The 18076-nt window shown below is 70.3% G+C and carries 14 protein-coding genes and 1 tRNA gene; 3 read left to right on the forward strand and 12 right to left on the reverse strand.

What is annotated here, in order from left to right; translation table 11 throughout:
* Nucleotides 1-113: 113 nt before the first annotated feature.
* Both KSO97_RS11660 and KSO97_RS11665 read right to left on the reverse strand, forming a co-directional pair.
* Complete coding sequence (locus KSO97_RS11660; RefSeq protein ID WP_232679041.1) at nt 114-3635, reverse strand: hypothetical protein; 3522 nt, start codon at nt 3633-3635, stop codon at nt 114-116.
* A gap of 294 nt (nt 3636-3929) precedes the next feature.
* Complete coding sequence (locus KSO97_RS11665) at nt 3930-7799, reverse strand: immune inhibitor A domain-containing protein (RefSeq protein WP_232679043.1); 3870 nt, start codon at nt 7797-7799, stop codon at nt 3930-3932.
* 184 nt (nt 7800-7983) lie between these two features.
* On the opposite strand from KSO97_RS11665, the gene KSO97_RS18325 reads away from it, so the two are divergent.
* Entirely contained in the window at nt 7984-9069 is a 1086-nt protein-coding gene (locus tag KSO97_RS18325; RefSeq protein ID WP_232679045.1) for a DUF732 domain-containing protein, read from the forward strand.
* 112 nt (nt 9070-9181) lie between these two features.
* Here the strand turns inward: KSO97_RS18325 and KSO97_RS11675 are convergent, their stop codons facing one another.
* From KSO97_RS11675 to KSO97_RS11705, 7 genes are all read right to left on the reverse strand, one after another.
* A complete protein-coding gene (locus KSO97_RS11675) occupies nt 9182-11593 on the reverse strand; it encodes a penicillin acylase family protein (RefSeq protein WP_232679047.1) in 2412 nt (803 codons plus the stop codon).
* A 67-nt stretch (nt 11594-11660) separates the two neighbouring features.
* Nucleotides 11661-11984: a co-chaperone GroES gene (locus KSO97_RS11680; RefSeq protein WP_232679049.1), complete on the reverse strand. Its 324-nt coding sequence runs from the start codon at nt 11982-11984 to the stop codon at nt 11661-11663.
* Nucleotides 11985-12006: 22 nt separating this feature from the next.
* The gene (locus KSO97_RS11685; protein ID WP_232679051.1) at nt 12007-12255 is read right to left on the reverse strand and encodes a DUF3618 domain-containing protein; all 249 of its coding nucleotides are present in this window, start codon (nt 12253-12255) and stop codon (nt 12007-12009) included.
* 34 nt (nt 12256-12289) lie between these two features.
* A complete protein-coding gene (locus KSO97_RS11690) occupies nt 12290-13087 on the reverse strand; it encodes an energy-coupling factor ABC transporter ATP-binding protein (protein WP_232679053.1) in 798 nt (265 codons plus the stop codon).
* The gene (gene cbiQ, locus KSO97_RS11695; protein WP_232679055.1) at nt 13084-13764 is read right to left on the reverse strand and encodes a cobalt ECF transporter T component CbiQ; all 681 of its coding nucleotides are present in this window, start codon (nt 13762-13764) and stop codon (nt 13084-13086) included. The genes KSO97_RS11690 and cbiQ overlap by 4 nt, the downstream gene beginning before the upstream one ends.
* 32 nt (nt 13765-13796) lie before the next feature.
* Nucleotides 13797-14129: a PDGLE domain-containing protein gene (locus KSO97_RS11700; RefSeq protein WP_232679057.1), complete on the reverse strand. Its 333-nt coding sequence runs from the start codon at nt 14127-14129 to the stop codon at nt 13797-13799.
* Nucleotides 14126-14815 carry an energy-coupling factor ABC transporter permease gene (locus KSO97_RS11705; RefSeq protein ID WP_232679059.1) on the reverse strand — a complete coding sequence of 230 codons (690 nt, stop codon included), beginning with the start codon at nt 14813-14815 and terminating at the stop codon, nt 14126-14128. The genes KSO97_RS11700 and KSO97_RS11705 overlap by 4 nt, the downstream gene beginning before the upstream one ends.
* A 50-nt stretch (nt 14816-14865) precedes the next feature.
* Between KSO97_RS11705 and bcp the strand changes: the two genes are divergently transcribed.
* Nucleotides 14866-15351, forward strand: a complete 486-nt coding sequence (bcp, locus tag KSO97_RS11710; RefSeq protein ID WP_232679061.1) for a thioredoxin-dependent thiol peroxidase — start codon at nt 14866-14868, stop codon at nt 15349-15351.
* A gap of 71 nt (nt 15352-15422) precedes the next feature.
* Nucleotides 15423-15504: transfer RNA gene (locus tag KSO97_RS11715), tRNA-Leu, on the forward strand.
* Nucleotides 15505-15541: 37 nt separating this feature from the next.
* Here the strand turns inward: KSO97_RS11715 and rdgB are convergent.
* The 3 genes from rdgB to KSO97_RS11730 form a co-directional block, all read right to left on the reverse strand.
* Nucleotides 15542-16153 (reverse strand): RdgB/HAM1 family non-canonical purine NTP pyrophosphatase, encoded by a 612-nt coding sequence (gene rdgB, locus KSO97_RS11720; RefSeq protein ID WP_232679063.1) that lies wholly within the window; start codon nt 16151-16153, stop codon nt 15542-15544.
* Between the two features lie 145 nt (nt 16154-16298).
* Nucleotides 16299-17111, reverse strand: a complete 813-nt coding sequence (locus KSO97_RS11725; RefSeq protein WP_232679065.1) for an ABC transporter permease subunit — start codon at nt 17109-17111, stop codon at nt 16299-16301.
* Nucleotides 17108-18031, reverse strand: a complete 924-nt coding sequence (locus KSO97_RS11730) for an ABC transporter ATP-binding protein (protein ID WP_232679067.1) — start codon at nt 18029-18031, stop codon at nt 17108-17110. The genes KSO97_RS11725 and KSO97_RS11730 overlap by 4 nt, the downstream gene beginning before the upstream one ends.
* Between the last annotated feature and the right edge of the window lie 45 nt (nt 18032-18076).

Below are 18076 nucleotides of genomic sequence, written 5' to 3' on the forward strand. Positions count from 1 at the left end.
CGCGACGTGCGGCCCCGCCCGGGCCGGACTGGGGTCTCCAGTCCGGCCGGGCGGCCGGTGGTGCTGGTGCCGATTCACTCAACGCAGGAGCGCCGAGTGGATCAGCGGTTCGATCAGTTGGTGCGGTTGACGTTGCAGATCGCGTCCTTGAGGGACACGGTCAGCGTTCCGATGATCGGGATGTTGCTGATCCGGACGTCGAGCGCGGTGTTGCCGACACAGTTCATGACTCCCGTGCCGCTCTCGCCGTCCATGCCGACGACCTGACCGAACAGCTTCCTCGGCTTGAGGACGGTCAGCGCGTCGATGGCGTAGAACCCGGCACCCGGACGGAAGGTCAGGCGCGTGTCGTCGATGTTCGCGACGATCTGGCCGGTTCCGATCGCACGAGCGCACGTGGCGGCGTTGGCCACGGTGCACCCCTCGGTCGCCGTGTTCAGGTAGAGCGGGCCACCGTTGTCGGCGTCCACCGAACCCGTCAGGTCGAGCGCGGTCAACTGCAGGTTCTCGACGTTGATGCCGCTGGACGGGTCGACCATGTTCAGCGTCGTCTGCTCGCTCGCCGCGAAGCGGATCGAGCCCAGGGTCGGGTTCTCGATACCCGAGTCCGGCAGACAGGCCGAGTCCTGCGCCATGCAGATGTCGAGGTTGGCCGGCAACGGGTTGGCGATCGAGCCGCTCAGCCCGCCCATGGAGAACGACAGGCTGTTGGTCGGCGCGTCGGCGGAGTAGACCAGCTTGGTCGCCCCCGACCCGTCGTCCGTCAGGCCCAGTCGCATGTTCGGCACCAGGTGGTCCAGCGTCGCGTTGACGTCGCTGAGCACGGCACCGTTCTCGTCGACCTCGCTCACGTTGATCGTGAACACCTGGCCGGCCACGGTGTCGAGGAGCACCTCGGGGGAACTGCTCAGCGCCGCCTCGATGGTCCGCAGACCCGTGACGCGGCCCGCGATGGCGATCCCGTTCGGCGACTGGCGCACCAGCATGCCGTCGCCGCCACCGGGCACCGCGAGGCGGTTGCCGTCGTCGGCGAAGATCTCCAGCAGACCCAGCGACTGGCCGCCGGTGTCGAACCGGATGCCGTCGTCGGTGACGCCGACCTCGAGCTTCGTCGGGATGTCGACGATGCGCAGGTCGAGGTCGGTGGCGCCGTCGAAGATGCCCTCGTCGGCGTGTCCGACCACGGTGACCTCGCCGATCGGGTCGGAGCCCTCGACCTTGAGGGAGCCGTCGGCACCCAGGCCCAGGTTCAACTGACGCGGGGCGTCGTTGATCTTGGCGTCGAAGGTGAGACCGTCCTGGTCGACCAGGGCGCGCAGCGGCGTCGGGGCCATGGTGAGGCCGATGCCGATGTTGTCACCCGCCTCGAGGGTCATGCCCTCGAAGCCCGGCAGCCGCACGGCCACCGACTGGTTCTCACCGTTCTGGAGCAGCCGCAGGTAAGCGGGGTCGTCCAGCTGGGCGATCTCGCGACCCGAGGCGTAGCCCGCCTCGAAGATGCCGATCGGAGCGCTCGCGGTGAGCGCACCCTGACCCTCGGCGTCCAGGCCGAACTTCACCGACGAGGGAACGTCGGTGAGCGCCAGGCGGATGTCGTCCGCCGTGCGGCCGTTGTTCAGCGTGCGCGCACGCAGGTCGATCTTCGACAGGCCCTTGGCACTGGTGAGCTCGGCGGTCATGCCACCGGTCTCCGAGCCGTTGACCGCGAGCTGCAGCTTGCCGTCGACGGCGTCGATCGTGCCGTCGGCGGTGAACACCTCCGCGGCGTTCCGGTCGTCGACCATGGAGAGGTCCACGACGGTGGGACGACGCGAGTCCATCGAGAGGGCGATGTTCTGGCCGCCGTTGAGGCTGACGCCCACACGGCTGCTGTTCGGCGCTGCGCTGTAGCCGATGGCGAAGCGCTGCTCCTTCGGCGCGGCGGTGGTGCCGGAGATGGCACCGGTCACGTCGATCGCCTCGCGGCCCTTGGTGGAGATCTCCAGGGAGATGCCCGAGGTGCCGATCGCGACGTCACCGATGAACGAGCGAGGAGCGTTGCTCTCGCGGGTGTCGTAGCCCAGGCGGTACACGTCGTTGCTGCCCGGGATGTCGATCACGGCCTGGATGCTGAGCGGCAGGTCGACGCTCGCGCTGTCGGTCCGGGTGACCCGGATCCGCGGCACGACGCCGCCACCGTCGCTGCGACCGAGGGTGAGCTCGGCGATGACGTCGGTCTTGCCGTCGCCCGTGACGTCCATGGCCTGCGGAACGGCGAAGCCGGAGTGGAACGTGCGGGCACGACGGGTGCCGTTCGGCTGCACGTAGATCGCACGCCACTCGAACCGGGCGGTGTCGAGCACCGGACCGAGAGGAGTGGTGGCCGCGACGCCGTCGAGCAGCGTGCCGAGCACGCCGTCGACCGCGGTGCCGGTGTTGCCCAGCAGCACGCCGGTGTTGCCGGCGAGCGTGGAGAGCAGCGTCTGAGCGCCCAGCGTGTCCGTCACGGTGCTGAGCACCGGGAGGCTGAACAGCGGGTTGGTGACGCTGGAGACGATCTGTCCGAGCAGGCCGCCGAGGCCGCCCAGCAGGCCGCCCGTCGGGCCGGTCTGCGTCGGGGGACGCTTCACCGCGTCGTCGCCGACGAAGAACGAGATCGAGTCGCCACTGCCCAGCCACACCGGGTCGGCGGCGAAGGTCGCCGTGACCGGCACGACGCGCGACGGCGCGGCGATCGCGACCTGACGGGCGGCAGCACCCATCTCGTCGGTCGCGACCTCGGCCGAGTTGTCACCGAAGGCGAGCGCGATCGGCTTCTCGGCGACCGGGAGACCGAAGCGGTCGCTGTTGGGCGTGACGTCGACGAGCACGGCCTCGAGGGTCGCGGTCTCGCCGGGCTCAGCGCGGCTGTCACCGCGGTAGAGCAGCTGCGTCGAGCGCTTTGTCAGCGTCGTGGTCGCAGAACCGGCGGAGCCGGTCGAGTAGAGGTCGGTCGTTCCGGGGGTGGCCGTCACCTCGAACGTGCCCGCCGGGAGGTCGGGCAGGTCGACGGTGGTGGAGGCGACGCCGCTGGCGTCGGTGACGAGCTCGATGTCGCCCACCTCGGGCACCGACACGGTGACCGGCTGGTTGGCGACGGTGGAGCCGTTGATGCCGTTGCCCTGCGCGGTGGTCTTGACCGAGATCGCGAGGTTCTCGCCCGTGATCACCTTGGCCGGCAGGGTGACCGCGACGGCGGCCTTGTTGTCGACGGTGAAGGTGCGCGGCGCCTGGGCGACCTCGCCCTGGTTGGTGCAACCGAGACCACCGAAACCGGACTTCACCGAGTTACGGATCCAGCTGTTGATCCGGTACTGGCCCCGGGGCATCCCGTTGGATGCGAACGTGACCGACTTGCTGCCGGTGCCGCCGATGTTGCCCGAGTTCAGCACCAGGGCGTTGTCGGAGACCCGTCGCACCTCGATGCGGGAGTACGGGCTGCCCTGACCCAGGACGCACGGATTGGAGGCGCCGGACTCGGTGATGGTGATGTTGCCCGAGAGCACGGCGCCATCGGCGGGCGCGGTCAGCGCAGCGTGCGCGGCGGGGGCGACCGCCACGACCGCGGCGGTGGGGACCGCCAGCAGCAGGGCGGTACCGAAGGCTGCCGATCGCATAGATCGGCGGCCACTTGATCGTTTTCTGGCGTGGCGGAACTGTCCGCTAAAGCCCATGGGAGCACTCCTGGTGAGTATGGAACCGTCGGATGGCGAGATGACGGGTCACCCGGAGACCCCTCCCCAGGACGGACCATGACACGGGTCACACTCGATGTAAATGACGTGTGTCAAAAGCGTGACACCCCCCTTGCTAATGTCACATACCGTCAGGTATGCGTCCGCGTCGCCCGTCGGGCCGGGCCCGCAGCGAGGGGATCCGCGGCGGGCCCGGGGCGACGACGGGTGGCTCGACTACCTGATCGCGACCGGCTTGGCGACCATCGGCGTCGCGACCGCCACCCCGTAGTAGAGCGGCTCGCCCTGGCCCCCGCCGTCGGGCGCGAACGTCGAGCCCGACCGGATGTAGTAGTCGACGCCCTCGGGTGTGACGGCGTTGCCCGGGATGCGCGCCGCCCACGTGCCCGCACCCGACGTCCGACTCATCGGGACGGCGTAGAAGGAGCCGCGGCCGTGCCGGCGGTAGTAGAGCGTCGGCGTCACCACACCGTCGGCACCGCGCGCGCCGAGCACGACCGCGCTGACGTCGATCGGACGCCCCGAGACCGAGTCACGCACCGAGGTCGTGTGCACGATCGTCGACGGCGACCGCAGCGGGGCCCCCGTGGGCACGCCGAAGTGCCGCATCACCGCGCGCAGCACGACCACGGCATCCGCGAGGTCGGCGGTGTCGCCCAGGTTCCACCCGATGGCCGCGGTGCGGAACCCGCGGTGCTTGCGGTCACCGGTCATCAGGACGCCGGCATAGGCCGGCGTGCCGACGTCGGGCACCGTGTCGAGCAGCAGCGTGGGCGCTACGAGCAGACCCGCGGCCTTTCCGAACGGCCGGTAGCGCGTGCCGTCGATGGCGCGGCCGCCCGCGGCCAGCCCGGCCATGCTCACCGCACCGGCGCGGGGACCGGGGCGGGCGCGCACGGTCTTCCCCTTCAGCGCACCGACACCGGTGAAGGTCGCGGCGCCGTCCTGGGACGCCCCGTAGGTCGGCACGCCGAACGGGCGCCGCACCCCGAAGTACCGGGCGCCGAACCCGACGACGCTCGCCGGCGACTGCTCCGAGCCGGGGTTGGTCAGAGCGGAGAGCGCACCGCTGCCGGTGAGCAGCACCTTGCCGCCGCGGTCGAGGTAACGCTGCACCTGCGCCCGGTCGAACTTGTCGAGGATCCCCTCGTAGCGGGCGGTCGCGCTCGACCAGATCACCGCGTCGTAGCTGCGCATCTGCGCGAAGGAGGGGTGCTTGACGTAGGTCGTCGACGCCACGCCGATCGCCGACAAGGCGCCCTGGATGGCGCGCTCCTCGGAGAACGTGCCGGAGTCGTCGACGATCAGCACGCGCGCCTTCGGTGCGCCGGCCCACAGGTCGGTCACCTGGGTCTGGTTGGTCTCCACTCCCTCCTTGACGCGGTTGCGAGGGTCGACGGTGACCGCGAGCCGCACCGGGCCCTCGGCAGCCGGGCGGTAGCGGAAGCGCACGTTCTTGCGCTCGTAGGCGCTCAGGACGACCCGCCTGCTCGCCACGACCCGACCGAGTCGGGCGCCCTCTCCGGCCTCGCGCACCACGACCGTCACCGCGCCGGGCTTGCGGCCGCCGTTGGAGAAGATCGGCACCTCGAGCTCGTTGGCCACGCCGGCCGTGACCGTGCCGGAACCGCCCTGACCGTCGCGTCGTCCGGTGACGAAGCCCGGCGAGACGTCGGCGCGCCGCGCCAGATTGACGACGTCCAGACGCATGTCGTTGGTCGAGGCTCCGGCCTCCTGGCTCATGTCGAGCCCGTTGCCGTAGCCGCGCACGTTGGTGAACGCCCACCCGGTGGGCTTCTTCGACCAGTTCGACCAGGTGTCGGCGGCACCGGCGGTGTTGAAGCCGGCCTTGGTGCCTCCGGCGAACACGACGCGGCCCGACCAGCCGGTGCAGAGCAGGTAGTCGGCGACGACGACCTTCCAGGTGCCGGCCATGGGGTTCTTCACCGTGAGGGTCTCGGTCTCACCGAACGAACCACCGTCGACCTCGGTGCCTGCGTTGCCGCGCGGGTCGACCAGTCGGAGCTTGCAGTCGCCGAGCATGTCGCTGCGCGCGGTGACCGTCATCGACTCGTTCGCGGCGTTCTTGCCGACGGTGAACGACGCCGTGCCGGCCGAGAGCGGCGTCGTCGTGCCCGAGAGCTCCACCGGCTTCTGGGGGTTGCCCGTGTTGCCGCCCAGCCCCGGAGCCAGCATCCGCGTGCCCGAGGTGATGCCGGTGGCGGCCGCCGTCAGCAGGTCCCCGGGGTTGCCACGCTCGCCGCCGAGCTGGAGCTCCTGGGTGTTGTCGTTGCGATCGAACTCCTCCAGGTCCATCTGGTAGCGGTTCGCGTCGTCCTGGGCGTCGTTCGCGCGGCCGAAGTACGTGGTGGAGCGGCGGTAGTAGTCGAAGTGCCACACCGCGAGGCCGGAGCTGTAGAGCTGCCGGTCGAACATCGACCCCATCGGGTCGCGGGCGTGCAGGCTCGCCGAGCGCGTGTTCCGGCCGAGGTTCTCCACGTAGTAGCCCTCGACGACGTAGGTCTTGCGCACCTTGTCGTAGGCCAGGCCGTAGACGTCCTCGGCGGTCCAGGTGTGGCCGACCTTGTCCTTCTGACCGAGCTTGATCTCGTAGGCGGGCACGAGCAGCAGGTTCGGGTCAGGCGTCCCGACGCGGTAGTTCGCGCGCGGCTCGACCGTGCGCGGCTTCAACCGGTAGTTGCGCAGGTTCCCGCGCACGATGGTCGGCGTGACCCACCCCTGGAAGACGCGGGACGCCGGGTTGAAGATCGGCGGGTTGCTGCCTGCGGGGTTCCCCAGGTAGGAGCCGCCGGCCATCACGTCCCAGTCACCGGTGCCCTCGGCGAAATAGGTGGTGTCGTAGTAGTCGGGCTCACCGATCGCATGGGCCATCTCGTGCACGCCGACGCCGATCGTGAGCGGGTCGTGGTGCGACTCGTACTCGGGGATCGTCACCACGCGGTTGACGAACACCCCGGGCGTCGTCGTCGGCAGACCGATCTTGAGGGTCTCGGCGTTGATGCCGATCAGACCGGTCGCGATGCTGGCGAGCGCGGTGAACTCGATGGCGTGGGAGTGGGTCTGGCACGGGTCGGAGGTGACCTCCCGACCACCGCCGGAGTGGATCATCATCAGGAAGTCGACGACGCCGTCGCCGTCGTTGTCGTACTTGCGCCACGGGACGTCGACCGCCTGCGGCACGGCCTCGGCCGCCATGCCGAGCGCCCCGAGGCCGCCGAGGCCCAGCACGCTTCCGGCGGGGTCGGTGATCTTGAAGCTGCCGTCGCCGTAGCCGTAGTAGCAGGGATCGGGCAGCGAGAGCGCCGAGGTGTAGGTGCCGTAGACGTCGACGTTGACCAGGAACTGCCCGAAGGAGGCCTCGTAGTAGAACTGCGTCATCGTGCCCCGCGGGTTCCCGCCGAAGCCGTCGAGCAGCTGAGTGAAGTACTCCTCGGTGTTGCTGGGCGCGTGGAACTGCGGCTGGGTCTCGCCGGCCGCCTTGTCGAACCAGGTGGCGAGCATCAGCGCCGGCACGTTGAACACCTTCGGCGTGACGCTCGTGCGCGCGGCCACCTCGGCCTGCGGCGCGAGCTGGCGCGCCATCGTCTGCAGGCGCAACTGGAGCATGCTGCGCAGGTCCTTCTCCTCGTTGGAGAGACGCACCTGGTGGCGGCCCGCGTGTCGCGCGAGACCGGCCGGCGCTCCGGCGGCGCTCACCGGCCGCCCGAGCACCGCGCGGCCGCTCGACGTCACCGAACGGACGTAGCGCCACACGCCGTCCCGACCGCGGTCGACGCTGAAGCCGTCCTCGGTCTCGAAGAGTCCGCCGTGCTCGAGATCGTCGACGACGGCGCGGAACGCGAAGCCGTCGGGCTGCCGGAGCAGTTGAGCGATGTCGGCGATCTCCGGGACGTCGATCGCGTCACCGAGCTCGACCGAGCCGAGGTGGTCGGGGTCGTCGAGTTCACGCGCGACGACCGGCGCACCGGCGGTGGCCGGCTGGACGGTGCTCAGCGTGCCGGTGAACGCCACGGACGCGGCGACGGCGATCAGCAGGGCGGTAGGACGCCGCAGGGTGGGCAGCATGGATCGTTCTCCTGGGTCGGGTGCCGAAGCACCGTGGGCGGCGCCGGGTGGGGCACCGGCAGTTCAACGCGCACCGCGACCGAAGGTGATGCCTCCTGGAGTCGCTCGCCCGGTTGTCACCGCTCCGAGACCCGGCCGAGACCGAGCGGTCCAGACCAGGGCCACCTCGATAGGCTCAGGAGCTGTGTCGAGTCCTACGCCGCACCACGAGCCCACCTTCGCGGAGGTGGGGGCTGCGGACGACGCGTTCGCCTGCACCGTGACGTGCTCGTGCGGCGACTTCGAGCGAACCTCGACCAGCGCCAAGGGCGCGTCCCAGGCTCGCGCCAACGCACGGGCCAGCTTCAACCGCCACGTCAGGAAGGTCGAGGCCGAGCAGCCCGACGTATCGGCGACGAGCACCTCCGCCGACACCGCCTCCGGCTCAACCACGACGAGCCCGGCGCCGCCGGCGGAGGACGCACCGGACACGACCGACCCGGGCAAGGCCCCCGAGCCCGTCGGCGACGCCGATACCGCGGACTCGCCCCCCGATGAGGTCGAGGTCGAACCCGAGGAGCCGCGACCCGCCGAGTTTCCGCACGACGCGGCCGCGGTGGACGACGTCGAATCGGTCGGCTCCGGCCGAAGCGAGAGCGACGGCGACGAGGCGGCTGCGTCCGACGAGGGCGAGGGGACCGGTGAGGGCGAGGCGGCTGCGTCCGATGAGGCCGAGGGGTCCGGTGAGGGCGATGCGCCCGGCGACGAGAGCGCGGAGGAAGCGACGGTCGACGCGACGACGTCGACGCCTGCGGTCGCGCTGCCGCCGCTCGGTGAGGCCGTGCTCGCGACGACGCCGCGCACCGGTGTGGTCGACGTCGTCGTGGGCCTGGCCACGGTGCTCGGCCTGGTGCTGCTCGTGCTCGCGGCCGTCTCCGGCACCGACAGCACTCCGAGTACCAGGCCCGAGGCCGACCCGACGCCGGTCGGCTCGCTCCCCACGTTGCCGCTGCCGATGGTCACGGCCCCGCCGCGAGCCGCCTACCTCGACATCCTTCGTCAGGTCGACCCCGTCTTCTCCGACTTCGACGCCGACGTGCTGGTGCAAGCCGGATGGCTGATCTGCCGCGACTACGGTCGCGGCGCCTCCGTCGTCGACATCGCCGCGTCCATCGCCGCCAACGGCGAGATCGACCCGGTGCAGTCGTTCGTGATGATCGACGCCGCCGGCCGCGAGCTCTGCCCGCAGTACCGGATCGGCATCTCCACCGAGGTCTCCGGCCTCTCCTGAGGCTCCACGTCACCAATCGATCCGACGAAACTCCCGCTCACGGCCCCGTTCCCGGCGCTTCTGCGGGAGGTTCACCCCACCAGGGACGGACGACGCGTCCGCGAGGCGCTCGTCAGCCGCGGATCCGCTCGGTGCGCAGCAGGTCACGCTCGATCTCCGCGTCGGTCCAGGCGAAGGAGACCCACTTCTCCTGGCTGAACAGGCGTGTCTGGTCGGTGGAGAAGGGCGAGCGCGGGTTCTCCGACTGGCCGTAGGTCAAGATCGTGCGGGCCGAGACCCGTCCGCCCGACAGGAAGGCGATCGACTGGATGTGCGACGACCCGTAGGTGATCGGTCGGAAGAACCGCTTGTTCTGCTTGGTCTTGCGCGCCGCCAGGGCATTGGCGTTGCCCGCCTCGTCACCCATGCCGCCGCCCAGCGGAATCGCGGGCGCTCCCCGGTCGCCGGCCACCTGCAGCGTGCCCCAGGGCGCGTCGAAGGGGATCTTGCGACGGCGCAGGGAGTCGATCGCCCGCTGCATCGCACGGACGACGAGACTGTTGTCCACGTTGAGCCCGCGCGGGGTGTTGAACGGATCGGTGAAGGAGAACGCCTCCTTCCACACCCCGTTGTCGGGCAACCGGGTCAGGAAGACCTCGAAGATGTGCGTGCCCACCGAGTCGACGTCGGAGCGGCCGTCCCAGCGCTTGAGCACCTCGCACGCCCGCTTCTCCCCCGTCGCCGCGCAGACGGCGTCCAGGGCGCCGTCCTCGCGCATCACCTCCGCGGCCCGCATCCGGTTCTCGTACTGGTGGGAGGCCAGCGAGGCCGGCGACTCCTTGCCGCCGTCGGCGAGCTGGTCCATCACGTACTGCGCGACCATGCGGGTGCGCATCGTGCGCGGGCACTGCTCACAGCCGATGATGGTCGGGAAGCCCTCCAGGCGCACCTGGTCGTTGGGCGTCCAGTAGGAGTCGTTGGCGTTGTGCACCCAGTCGCGACGGACGACGTCGGGCAGGTTGCGCGGTCCGAGGATCCCCGGCCGCTGCGCATCCTTGTCAGCACCCCAGGCGCACCGGCCGTCGGCGAACGTCCCGTCGAGGCCGGGCAGACCGGCCACCTGGTCGAGCACGATGCCGATCTCGCTGCGGCACAGCGCCTTCATGGAGTTCGTGACGTGCGGGACGACGGAGTGGTCCGCGTAGAGCACGTCGCCGCGCCGGTCGGCAGCGGTCGTGTTGACCCACGGCATCCCGCCGCCGGCGTCCTGACGACGCAGCAGATCGCGCACGGTGCGCGCCTTGCCCATGTTCAAGAACGTGTCGATGGTGCGCAGCTGCTCGCCGTTGGCGTCGCGCAGGGCCCACACGGTGAGCGGCGTCCACCCCATCAGGGTCGCGGCGGAGTCGACGACGTAGCCCACGTCGGTGCGGTAGAGATCCTCGCGAACGGTGCCGATCGAGCCGTTCTCGCGCTTGACCTTGACCTCGACGACGCGACGCTCGAGCCGCTTCGGACCGCTCGCGGTCAGGTAGAGCGTGGGGTCGACGAGCAGCTTGTACTCATACGGCGTGAAGCGGTACGCCGTCGACACCGTGTGGCTCCACGCGACGTCGTTGTTGAAGCCGATGTTGACGACCGGCGACCCGATCAGCGACGCGCCGGCGACGTCGTAGACGCCGGGGATGGTCAGGTGCTGCTGGGTGAAGTGGTAGCGGCCACGCCACGGGAAGTGCGGGTTCCCGAGCAGCATCCCCTTGCCGGTCGTCGTCTTGTCACCACCGATCGCCGTGGCGTTCGAGCCGAAGGCGACGTCGGGGCGCAGCGCCGCGCGGATCCGAGCGGCACGTTCGGGAGTGACGTCGGAGGCCACGCGGGGCAGCGACACCGGCAGGCCGAGGTCGTCGGGGGTGGGGGGCGCCGCGTCGACGATCTCCTTGACGAACGTGCCGGTGGAGGCGAGCACGTTCGCGGTGTAGACGCCGTACCAGAGGTCCAACGCCGTCACGTTCGGACGCAGGTACCCCGCGCCGGCGCACGCGGGGTCGGTCACGCGATTGGCCCGGAGCCACTTGTTCACACCCGCCGCGTACCCGGCGACCATCTGTCGCGCCTGCGTGCCGGGGCCGGCCTTCGACGTCAACAGCTTCTCGACCACACGGCGGTTGTGGATGTCGGTGACGAGGGTGTCGATCTGCAGGTTCGTGCCGTTCATCGACACGTAGTCGTCGTAGTTGCCGTTGGGCCCGAACCAGCGGGAGCGCTGGCCCCGGGCCGTTATCAGGGTGTCGGCGAGGGTGCAGATCGCAGCCTCTGCGGCGGCGTAGCCGCTGCCGAACCCCAGCGAGGGCCAGTCCTTGGCCGTGATGTGCGGGATGCCGTGCTCGGTCCAGCGAATCGTGGCGTCATAGCGCGATGCCCGCGCGGCCGGGGCGGCCGTGGTCACGGTCTCCTCGGCGGCCACGGACGACGACGGCAGCACGGCGGCGACGGGGAGCATCGCCAGCGCCAGGGCAGGGAGCAGTGCACGAGAACGACGGAGCATGCCCCTTCAACGGGCGACAGTGACGTGCGTTACGTCCTGTCGGCGAGGCCGGTCGGATCGTCGGCGTTCAGAGGTAGAGGCCGGCCGTCTCGTCGCTGAGCCGGTCGGCGGCGACGGCGTGCACGTCTCGCTCGCGCATGACGACGTAGACGTCACCGTGCACCTCGACCTCGGCCTTGTCCTCGGGGTCGAAGAGCACCCGGTCGCCGGTCTCGACGGCGCGGGCATGCGGGCCGACGGCCGCGACGCGCGCCCAGGCGAGGCGGCGCGCGCCCATGGCCGCCGTCGCGGGGATCACGATGCCGCCGGAGGATCGACGCTCGCCGGCATCGGTGTCGATCTCGCACAGGATGCGGTCGTGCAGCATCTTGATCGGCTGCTTCTCAGACATGCGGGCGCCTCGAGACAGCAGCTCAGCGGGCGACGCGGCGCACGACGACGAGCAACGCCACCGTGCCCAGTACACCGCCGGCGACCTTGAGGATGTTGTCCGTGCGCGGCTCGCCGGTCGAGGCATCGACGAAGTAGGCCTTGATGGCGGCGACCTCGCGACCCACGATCGTCTTGGGATGCGAGCGATACAGCAACTGGTCGATGGTGCCGGCGAGGCGCTCGCGGGTCTCTTCGATCTCGCGCTCGAGGTCGGACAGCTCGTTGCTCACCCGGGCAGGCTACCAATGGGCTGCGCCGCAGGCCCTACCCGTTCGGGCGCACGACCCGCGGATCGAATCCGACCGGGAGCTCGAGGCGGTGGGCGCGCATCGACGCCTCGTCGGTGAGGACGTCCACCGTGGGTCCGTCGACGACCACCCGCCCCTCACCCAGGACGACTGCGCGTGGGCAGAGCTCCAGGGCGTAGGGGAGGTCGTGCGTCACCATCAGCACCGTGACGTCGAGCGCGCGCAGCACGTCCGCGAGCTCACGCCGTGACGCCGGGTCGAGGTTCGACGACGGCTCGTCGAGCACCAGGATCTCCGGTTCCATCGCCAGCACCGTCGCCACGGCGACCCGACGTCGCTGGCCGAAGGAGAGGTGGTGGGGCGGACGGTCGGCGAAGTCGGCCATGCCGACCTGGTCCAGCGCCTGCATCACCCGCGTCTCCAGCTCGGCACCGCGGACGCCCAGGTTGCGCGGCCCGAACGCGACGTCGGCACGGACGGTGCCCATGAAGAGCTGGTCGTCGGGATCTTGGAAGACCACGCCGACGCGACGTCGTATCTCGGCGAGGTTCGCCTTCTCGACAGCGAGCCCGCCGACGCGGACGCTGCCGGCCACGGCCTCGATGATCCCGTTCAGGTGCAGCACCAACGTGGTCTTGCCCGCGCCGTTCGGGCCGAGCAGGGCGACCCGCTCACCGCGCCCGATCCGCAGGTCGACGCCGGAGAGCGCTCGATGGCCGTCGGGATAGGCGTAGGCCAGCCCCGCGATCTCGAGCACCGGTTCCGCGTTGGCTCCGTCGGGGAACGGCGGGGTCGTCGGAGGTCGGGGGTTCACGACGGCATCCTCCCGCTCTGGGCGCCGGTGTAGCCGCGCGAGAGCATGGCGACGTGCACGCGCTCGCCGCGCTCGTAGCACCGGATGAAGAGCGCACCGAGAGACCTGGCCAGCGCCGGCCAGTGCCGCGGGTTCCGCGGCTCGCAGCCCCGTGAGCGCATGGCGATGAGCATCCGCCCGTACTCGGTGAGCACCACCTCGAGGTAGCGCAACATGAAGCTCATGATCTCCACCAGCAGGCTCGGCACCCGGAGCCGGGCCAGCGCATCGATGATCTGGGTCGAGGTCGTGGTCGCGGCGAAGGTGAGCGAGGCGAGCACACCGAGGGTGCCCTTGGTGATCAGCGCGGCGCCGGCTTCGATGCCGGGCTCGGACAGCGTCAGCCCGGCGATCTCGACGAACGGCCCGTGCCCGAGCACCGGCATCAGCAGCGCGAAGACGACGAAGGGGGTCTCCACGAGCATCCGTGGCGCGAGATAGCGGGCCGGGACACGCGAGAGCGCGATCACGCTCGCGAGGACGAGCGCGTAGCCGGCGTAGGCCCACCAGAGCCCGCGTGGCGTCGCGACGACGGTCAGGGTGAAGGCGAGCAGCGCCAGCAGTTTCAGATGTGCCGGGGCGCGGTGGAGCGGTGAGTGGGCGTGGAAGTGGAACAGATGCCCGTGCGCGGCCCCCACGTCACCCCTCTCTGGTCGGACGGACCTGCGGTTCAGGCAGCGGCGTCGACGGGGGCGTGCGTGCCACGTCGTCGCACCGCGTAGGCGATGCCGCCCGTGACGACCAGGACCAGCAGGGTGCCGAGGATTCCTGGAATCGCGACGCTCGCGCGTTCGTTGTCGACGCCCGAGGTGCCGTAGTCGGCGAACGGGCTGTCCGCTACCGCGGAGTCCTCCGCAGCGTGCAGGAAGCCGGTCTTCTCCGCGACGAACTCCAGCCCGTCGGGATGACTGCTCGCGTAGTAGGAGGCGACACCGGCGACCAGCAGCGCGACCAGGAGGAAGGCGGCGAAGAAGCGCCGGTTGGACGACGTCGTGGCGCTCATGCGGCCACCTCCTCGCGCAGTGCGGCGGTCCGCGCGGCGACGAGCCGCCGGGCACCGTAGACCAGGTCGGGCCGCGTGCTGACCACAGCACTCACGACGAGTCCGGTGACGGCCGCCTCACCGATGCCGATCAGCACGTGCCAGCCGAGCATCGCGGTGAGCACGTCGGCCAGATCGACCGGCGCCTGGCCGCCGATCGCGAAGAGCCCCGTGAACACCGCGGCGGCCGCGGGCACCGACAGCAGTGCTGCGACGGCCGCGGAGATCGGGATCATCGACAGCCTCTGCGGCAGGACGCGGCGCAGGACCACGAAGACGGCCCAGCCGACACCGGCGGTCACCACGCCGATGAGCACGATGTTGGTGCCCAGGGCCGTGAGCCCGCCGTCGGCCATCACCAGCGCCTGGACGGCGAGCACGACCGAGACGCACAGCACCGCCGTCCACGGGCCGACGAGCACGGCCGCGAGTGCGCCGCCCATCAGGTGCCCGGAGGTGCCGGCACCCACGGGGAAGTTCACCATCTGCGCGGCGAACACGAACGCCGCGACCAGACCCGCCAGGGGTGCCGTCCGGTCGTCGAGTTCGCGCCTGGCACGCTGCAGGGCGACGCCCACGGCGACGGCGGCCACGGCACCGGTAGCGATCGACGTCGGTGCGTCGAGGAATCCGTCGGGGACGTGCATGCCGAGCACCCTACGCTGTTGCGAATTACTTGCATGAAGGAGACCCGTCCATGAGCACCGCCCCCCGCCTCTCCCCCGGAGACATCGCTCCGGAGTTCACCCTGACCTCCGACACCGGCGAGCAGGTCTCACTGGCCGACCTGCGCAGTAGCACCGGTCGCGGAGTGATCGTGTACTTCTACCCGGCTGCGATGACGCCGGGCTGCACCAAGCAGGCCTGCGACTTCACCGAGTCGCTCGCCTCGTTGCAGGCGGCGGGCTACGAGGTCGTCGGCATCTCGCCGGACAAGCCGGAGAAGCTGGCGAAGTTCCGCGAGCGCGACGCCCTGACGATCTCCCTGCTGTCGGATCCCGACAAGGAGGTCCTGGAGGCCTACGGAGCCTTCGGGGAGAAGAAGCTCTACGGCAAGGTCGTGGTCGGCGTCATCCGCTCCACCATCGTCGTCGACGCCGAGGGCGCCGTCGTCGTCGCCCAGTACAACGTCAAGGCGACCGGACACGTGGCCAAGCTGCGTCGCGACCTCGGCCTGGACTGAACGTCGTCGCCGACCACCGCTCCGGCCGACGACGTCGGCCTGCGAAACTCAGCCTGCGACAGTGCACCTGGGCCGGAGTGGTGGAATTGGCAGACACGCAGGATTTAGGTTCCTGTGCCTTCGGGTGTGCGGGTTCGAGTCCCGCCTCCGGCACCGATCTCGCGTTGACCCGTCTTGAAGTAAAGACGGGTCAACGCAGGGCGACGGCGAGCTGGGGTGCGGGGGCACGCAGTGCCCGGCCGCGGTGGGGGATCGCGTCCTTCTCCTCGCGCGTCAGCTCTGCGGTCGTGCGGCCGGGGAGGTCGTCGGCCTCGAAGAGGACGTCGTAGCCGAAGCCGCCGTCGCCCCGCACCTCGCGGATGACGCGACCGTCCATGCGCCCCTCGACCAGCAGCTCCTGGCCGTCGGGCGTCAGACACACGATGGCGCACACGAAGTAGGCATCACGTCGCTCGTCGGGGACGTCGTCGAGCTGGTCGAGCAGGAGCCTGTTGTTGCGCTCGTCGCTCTTGGGCTGCCCCGACCAGCGGGCCGACAGCACGCCCGGCATCCCGTTCAGCGCCGCGACGCAGAGCCCGCTGTCGTCGGCGATGGTGGCGAGCCCGGTCGCGGCGACACCGGCCTGAGCCTTGAGGCGGGCGTTGCCCTCGAAGGTCGGAGCGTCCTCGACCGGTTCGGCGTAGGCAGGCACGTCGTCGAGGCCGACGATCTCGATACCGGGCAGATGGTCGGCCAGGATCCGCTCCAGCTCGGCGAGCTTCTTGGCGTTGCGGGAGGCGAGGTGAAGTCGGAGATCGGCCACGCGTGCAGGCTAGGCGATCCGGCGATCCGGCGATCCGGCGATCCGGCGATCCGGCGATCATGACGCCGCGAGCCCCGGACGACCACGACGGTCGACCGGGGCTCGTCGGTGATGCCGACCTCAGGCCGGCAGACGTCAGCTCGCGCTACTTCACCTCGGCACGGAGGAGGAGGCGCAGGCCGACGAAGAACGGCAGCACCAGCCAGATCGTTCCGGAGACGAGCAGCTGGGCCCACTCCTGGCCCGACAGCGTGAAGTCTCCGGTGTAGAGCGGAGCTTGTGCGGTGTTGAACTCGATCCACGGGATGACGTCCTCGAGGCCCTTGATGATGTAGGCCAGGATCCCCGCGACGGTCGGCACGATCAGCGAGTAGACGAAGTATCCGACGATCGCGGCCGGACTGTTGCGCAGCAGCATCGCGAAGGCGAAGCCGACGAAGACGGCGATGAGCGTGCCGAGGAAGAAGCTCGGGATCGGGTCCCAGGTGAGGTTCCAGTCCGCGGAGCCGCCGTTCACCGGGCTGGCCAGCGTGCCGACCGCCGCGATGGAGGCGCCCAGCAGAAGCACCGCGATCGAGAGGACGATGCCCGCGAGGAACTTCGCGACGACGACGCGCGAGCGCCTCGGCTCCAGAGTGAACGTCGCGAGTCCGGTGCGCTGGCTCCACTCACTGGTGATCAGCAGGATCATCAGGATCGGCAGGAACGAGGTCATGATGCCCCCCGCCATGCTCAGCATCGAGACGTAGTCCTGGGCGCTCTCCTCGAAGAAGAGCGCCCCGAGCGCGGTGGCGATCACCGTGATGCCGAGGATGGAGAAGGTCAGCCAGCGGCCGGCGCGGGTGTCGAAGCTCTTGCGGATCTCGACCGAGATCAGTCGGCTCATCGGCACGGCCGGGGTCGCGCTGATGTCGATGGTGCGGGTGTTGACGGCGGTCGCCGTGGCGGGGGTGCTCATGCGGAGGCTCCTGTCGCGGGCGCGGGGACGGTTTCGCGCTGGGTGTCGGCGGTGAGCTCGAGGAAGAGATCCTCCAGCCCGGCGGCGCCGCTGCGCAGGTCGGTGAGCACGAGACCGTGCTCGATGGAGAGTCGGCTGACGTCGGCGGGTGCGGCGTCCACCCGGATGCCCTCGCCGGCCTCGGTCACCTGATGGCCGGCCGCCTGCGCGGCGCGGGCGAGCGCGGCGTTGTCCTCGGCGACGACGAGCGTGCTGACCGTGGAGTCCATAGCCAGCAGGCTCTTCTTGTCGCCCTGGGCGACGATCTTGCCGCGACCGATCAGGATCATCTCGTCCGCGATCAGCTCGACCTCGTTGAGCAGGTGGCTGGAGAGCAGCACGGCGCCGCCGCGGTCGGCGTAGCCCTTGAGCAGCGTGCGCATCCACCGGATGCCGGCCGGGTCCAGGCCGTTGGCGGGCTCGTCGAGGATCAGCACCTCGGGGTCACCGAGCAGCGCGTGAGCGATGCCCAGCCGCTGCTTCATGCCCAGCGAGTAGTTGCGCAGTCGCCGCTTGGCCTCGTCGTCGGAGAGCGAGACCAGCGCGAGCATCTCGTCGACCCGGGAGCTCGGGAGGCCCATGGTCTTGGCGCCGAGGGTGAGGATCTCGCGACCGGTGCGTCCCGCGTGCTGGGCCGAAGCGTCGAGGAGGACGCCGACATGGCGGCCGGGGTTGGGGATGTCGCGGTACTCGTGACCGCCGATGGTGACCTTGCCCCGGGTCGCCGGGGTGAGGCCCACCATCACGCGCATGGTCGTCGACTTGCCGGCACCGTTCGGGCCGAGGAAGCCGGTGACGCGGCCGGCCTGCGCCGTGAAGGTCACGTCATCGACGGCGGTGAAACCGCCATAGGTACGGGTGAGGCCATGGACTTCGATCATGGCTCCACCCTCCCCGCCCGCGCGGAGGCGACACATCGGCCAGGG

The sequence above is a fragment of the Nocardioides sp. R-C-SC26 genome, assembly GCF_021246465.1.
Taxonomy (GTDB): domain Bacteria; phylum Actinomycetota; class Actinomycetes; order Propionibacteriales; family Nocardioidaceae; genus Nocardioides.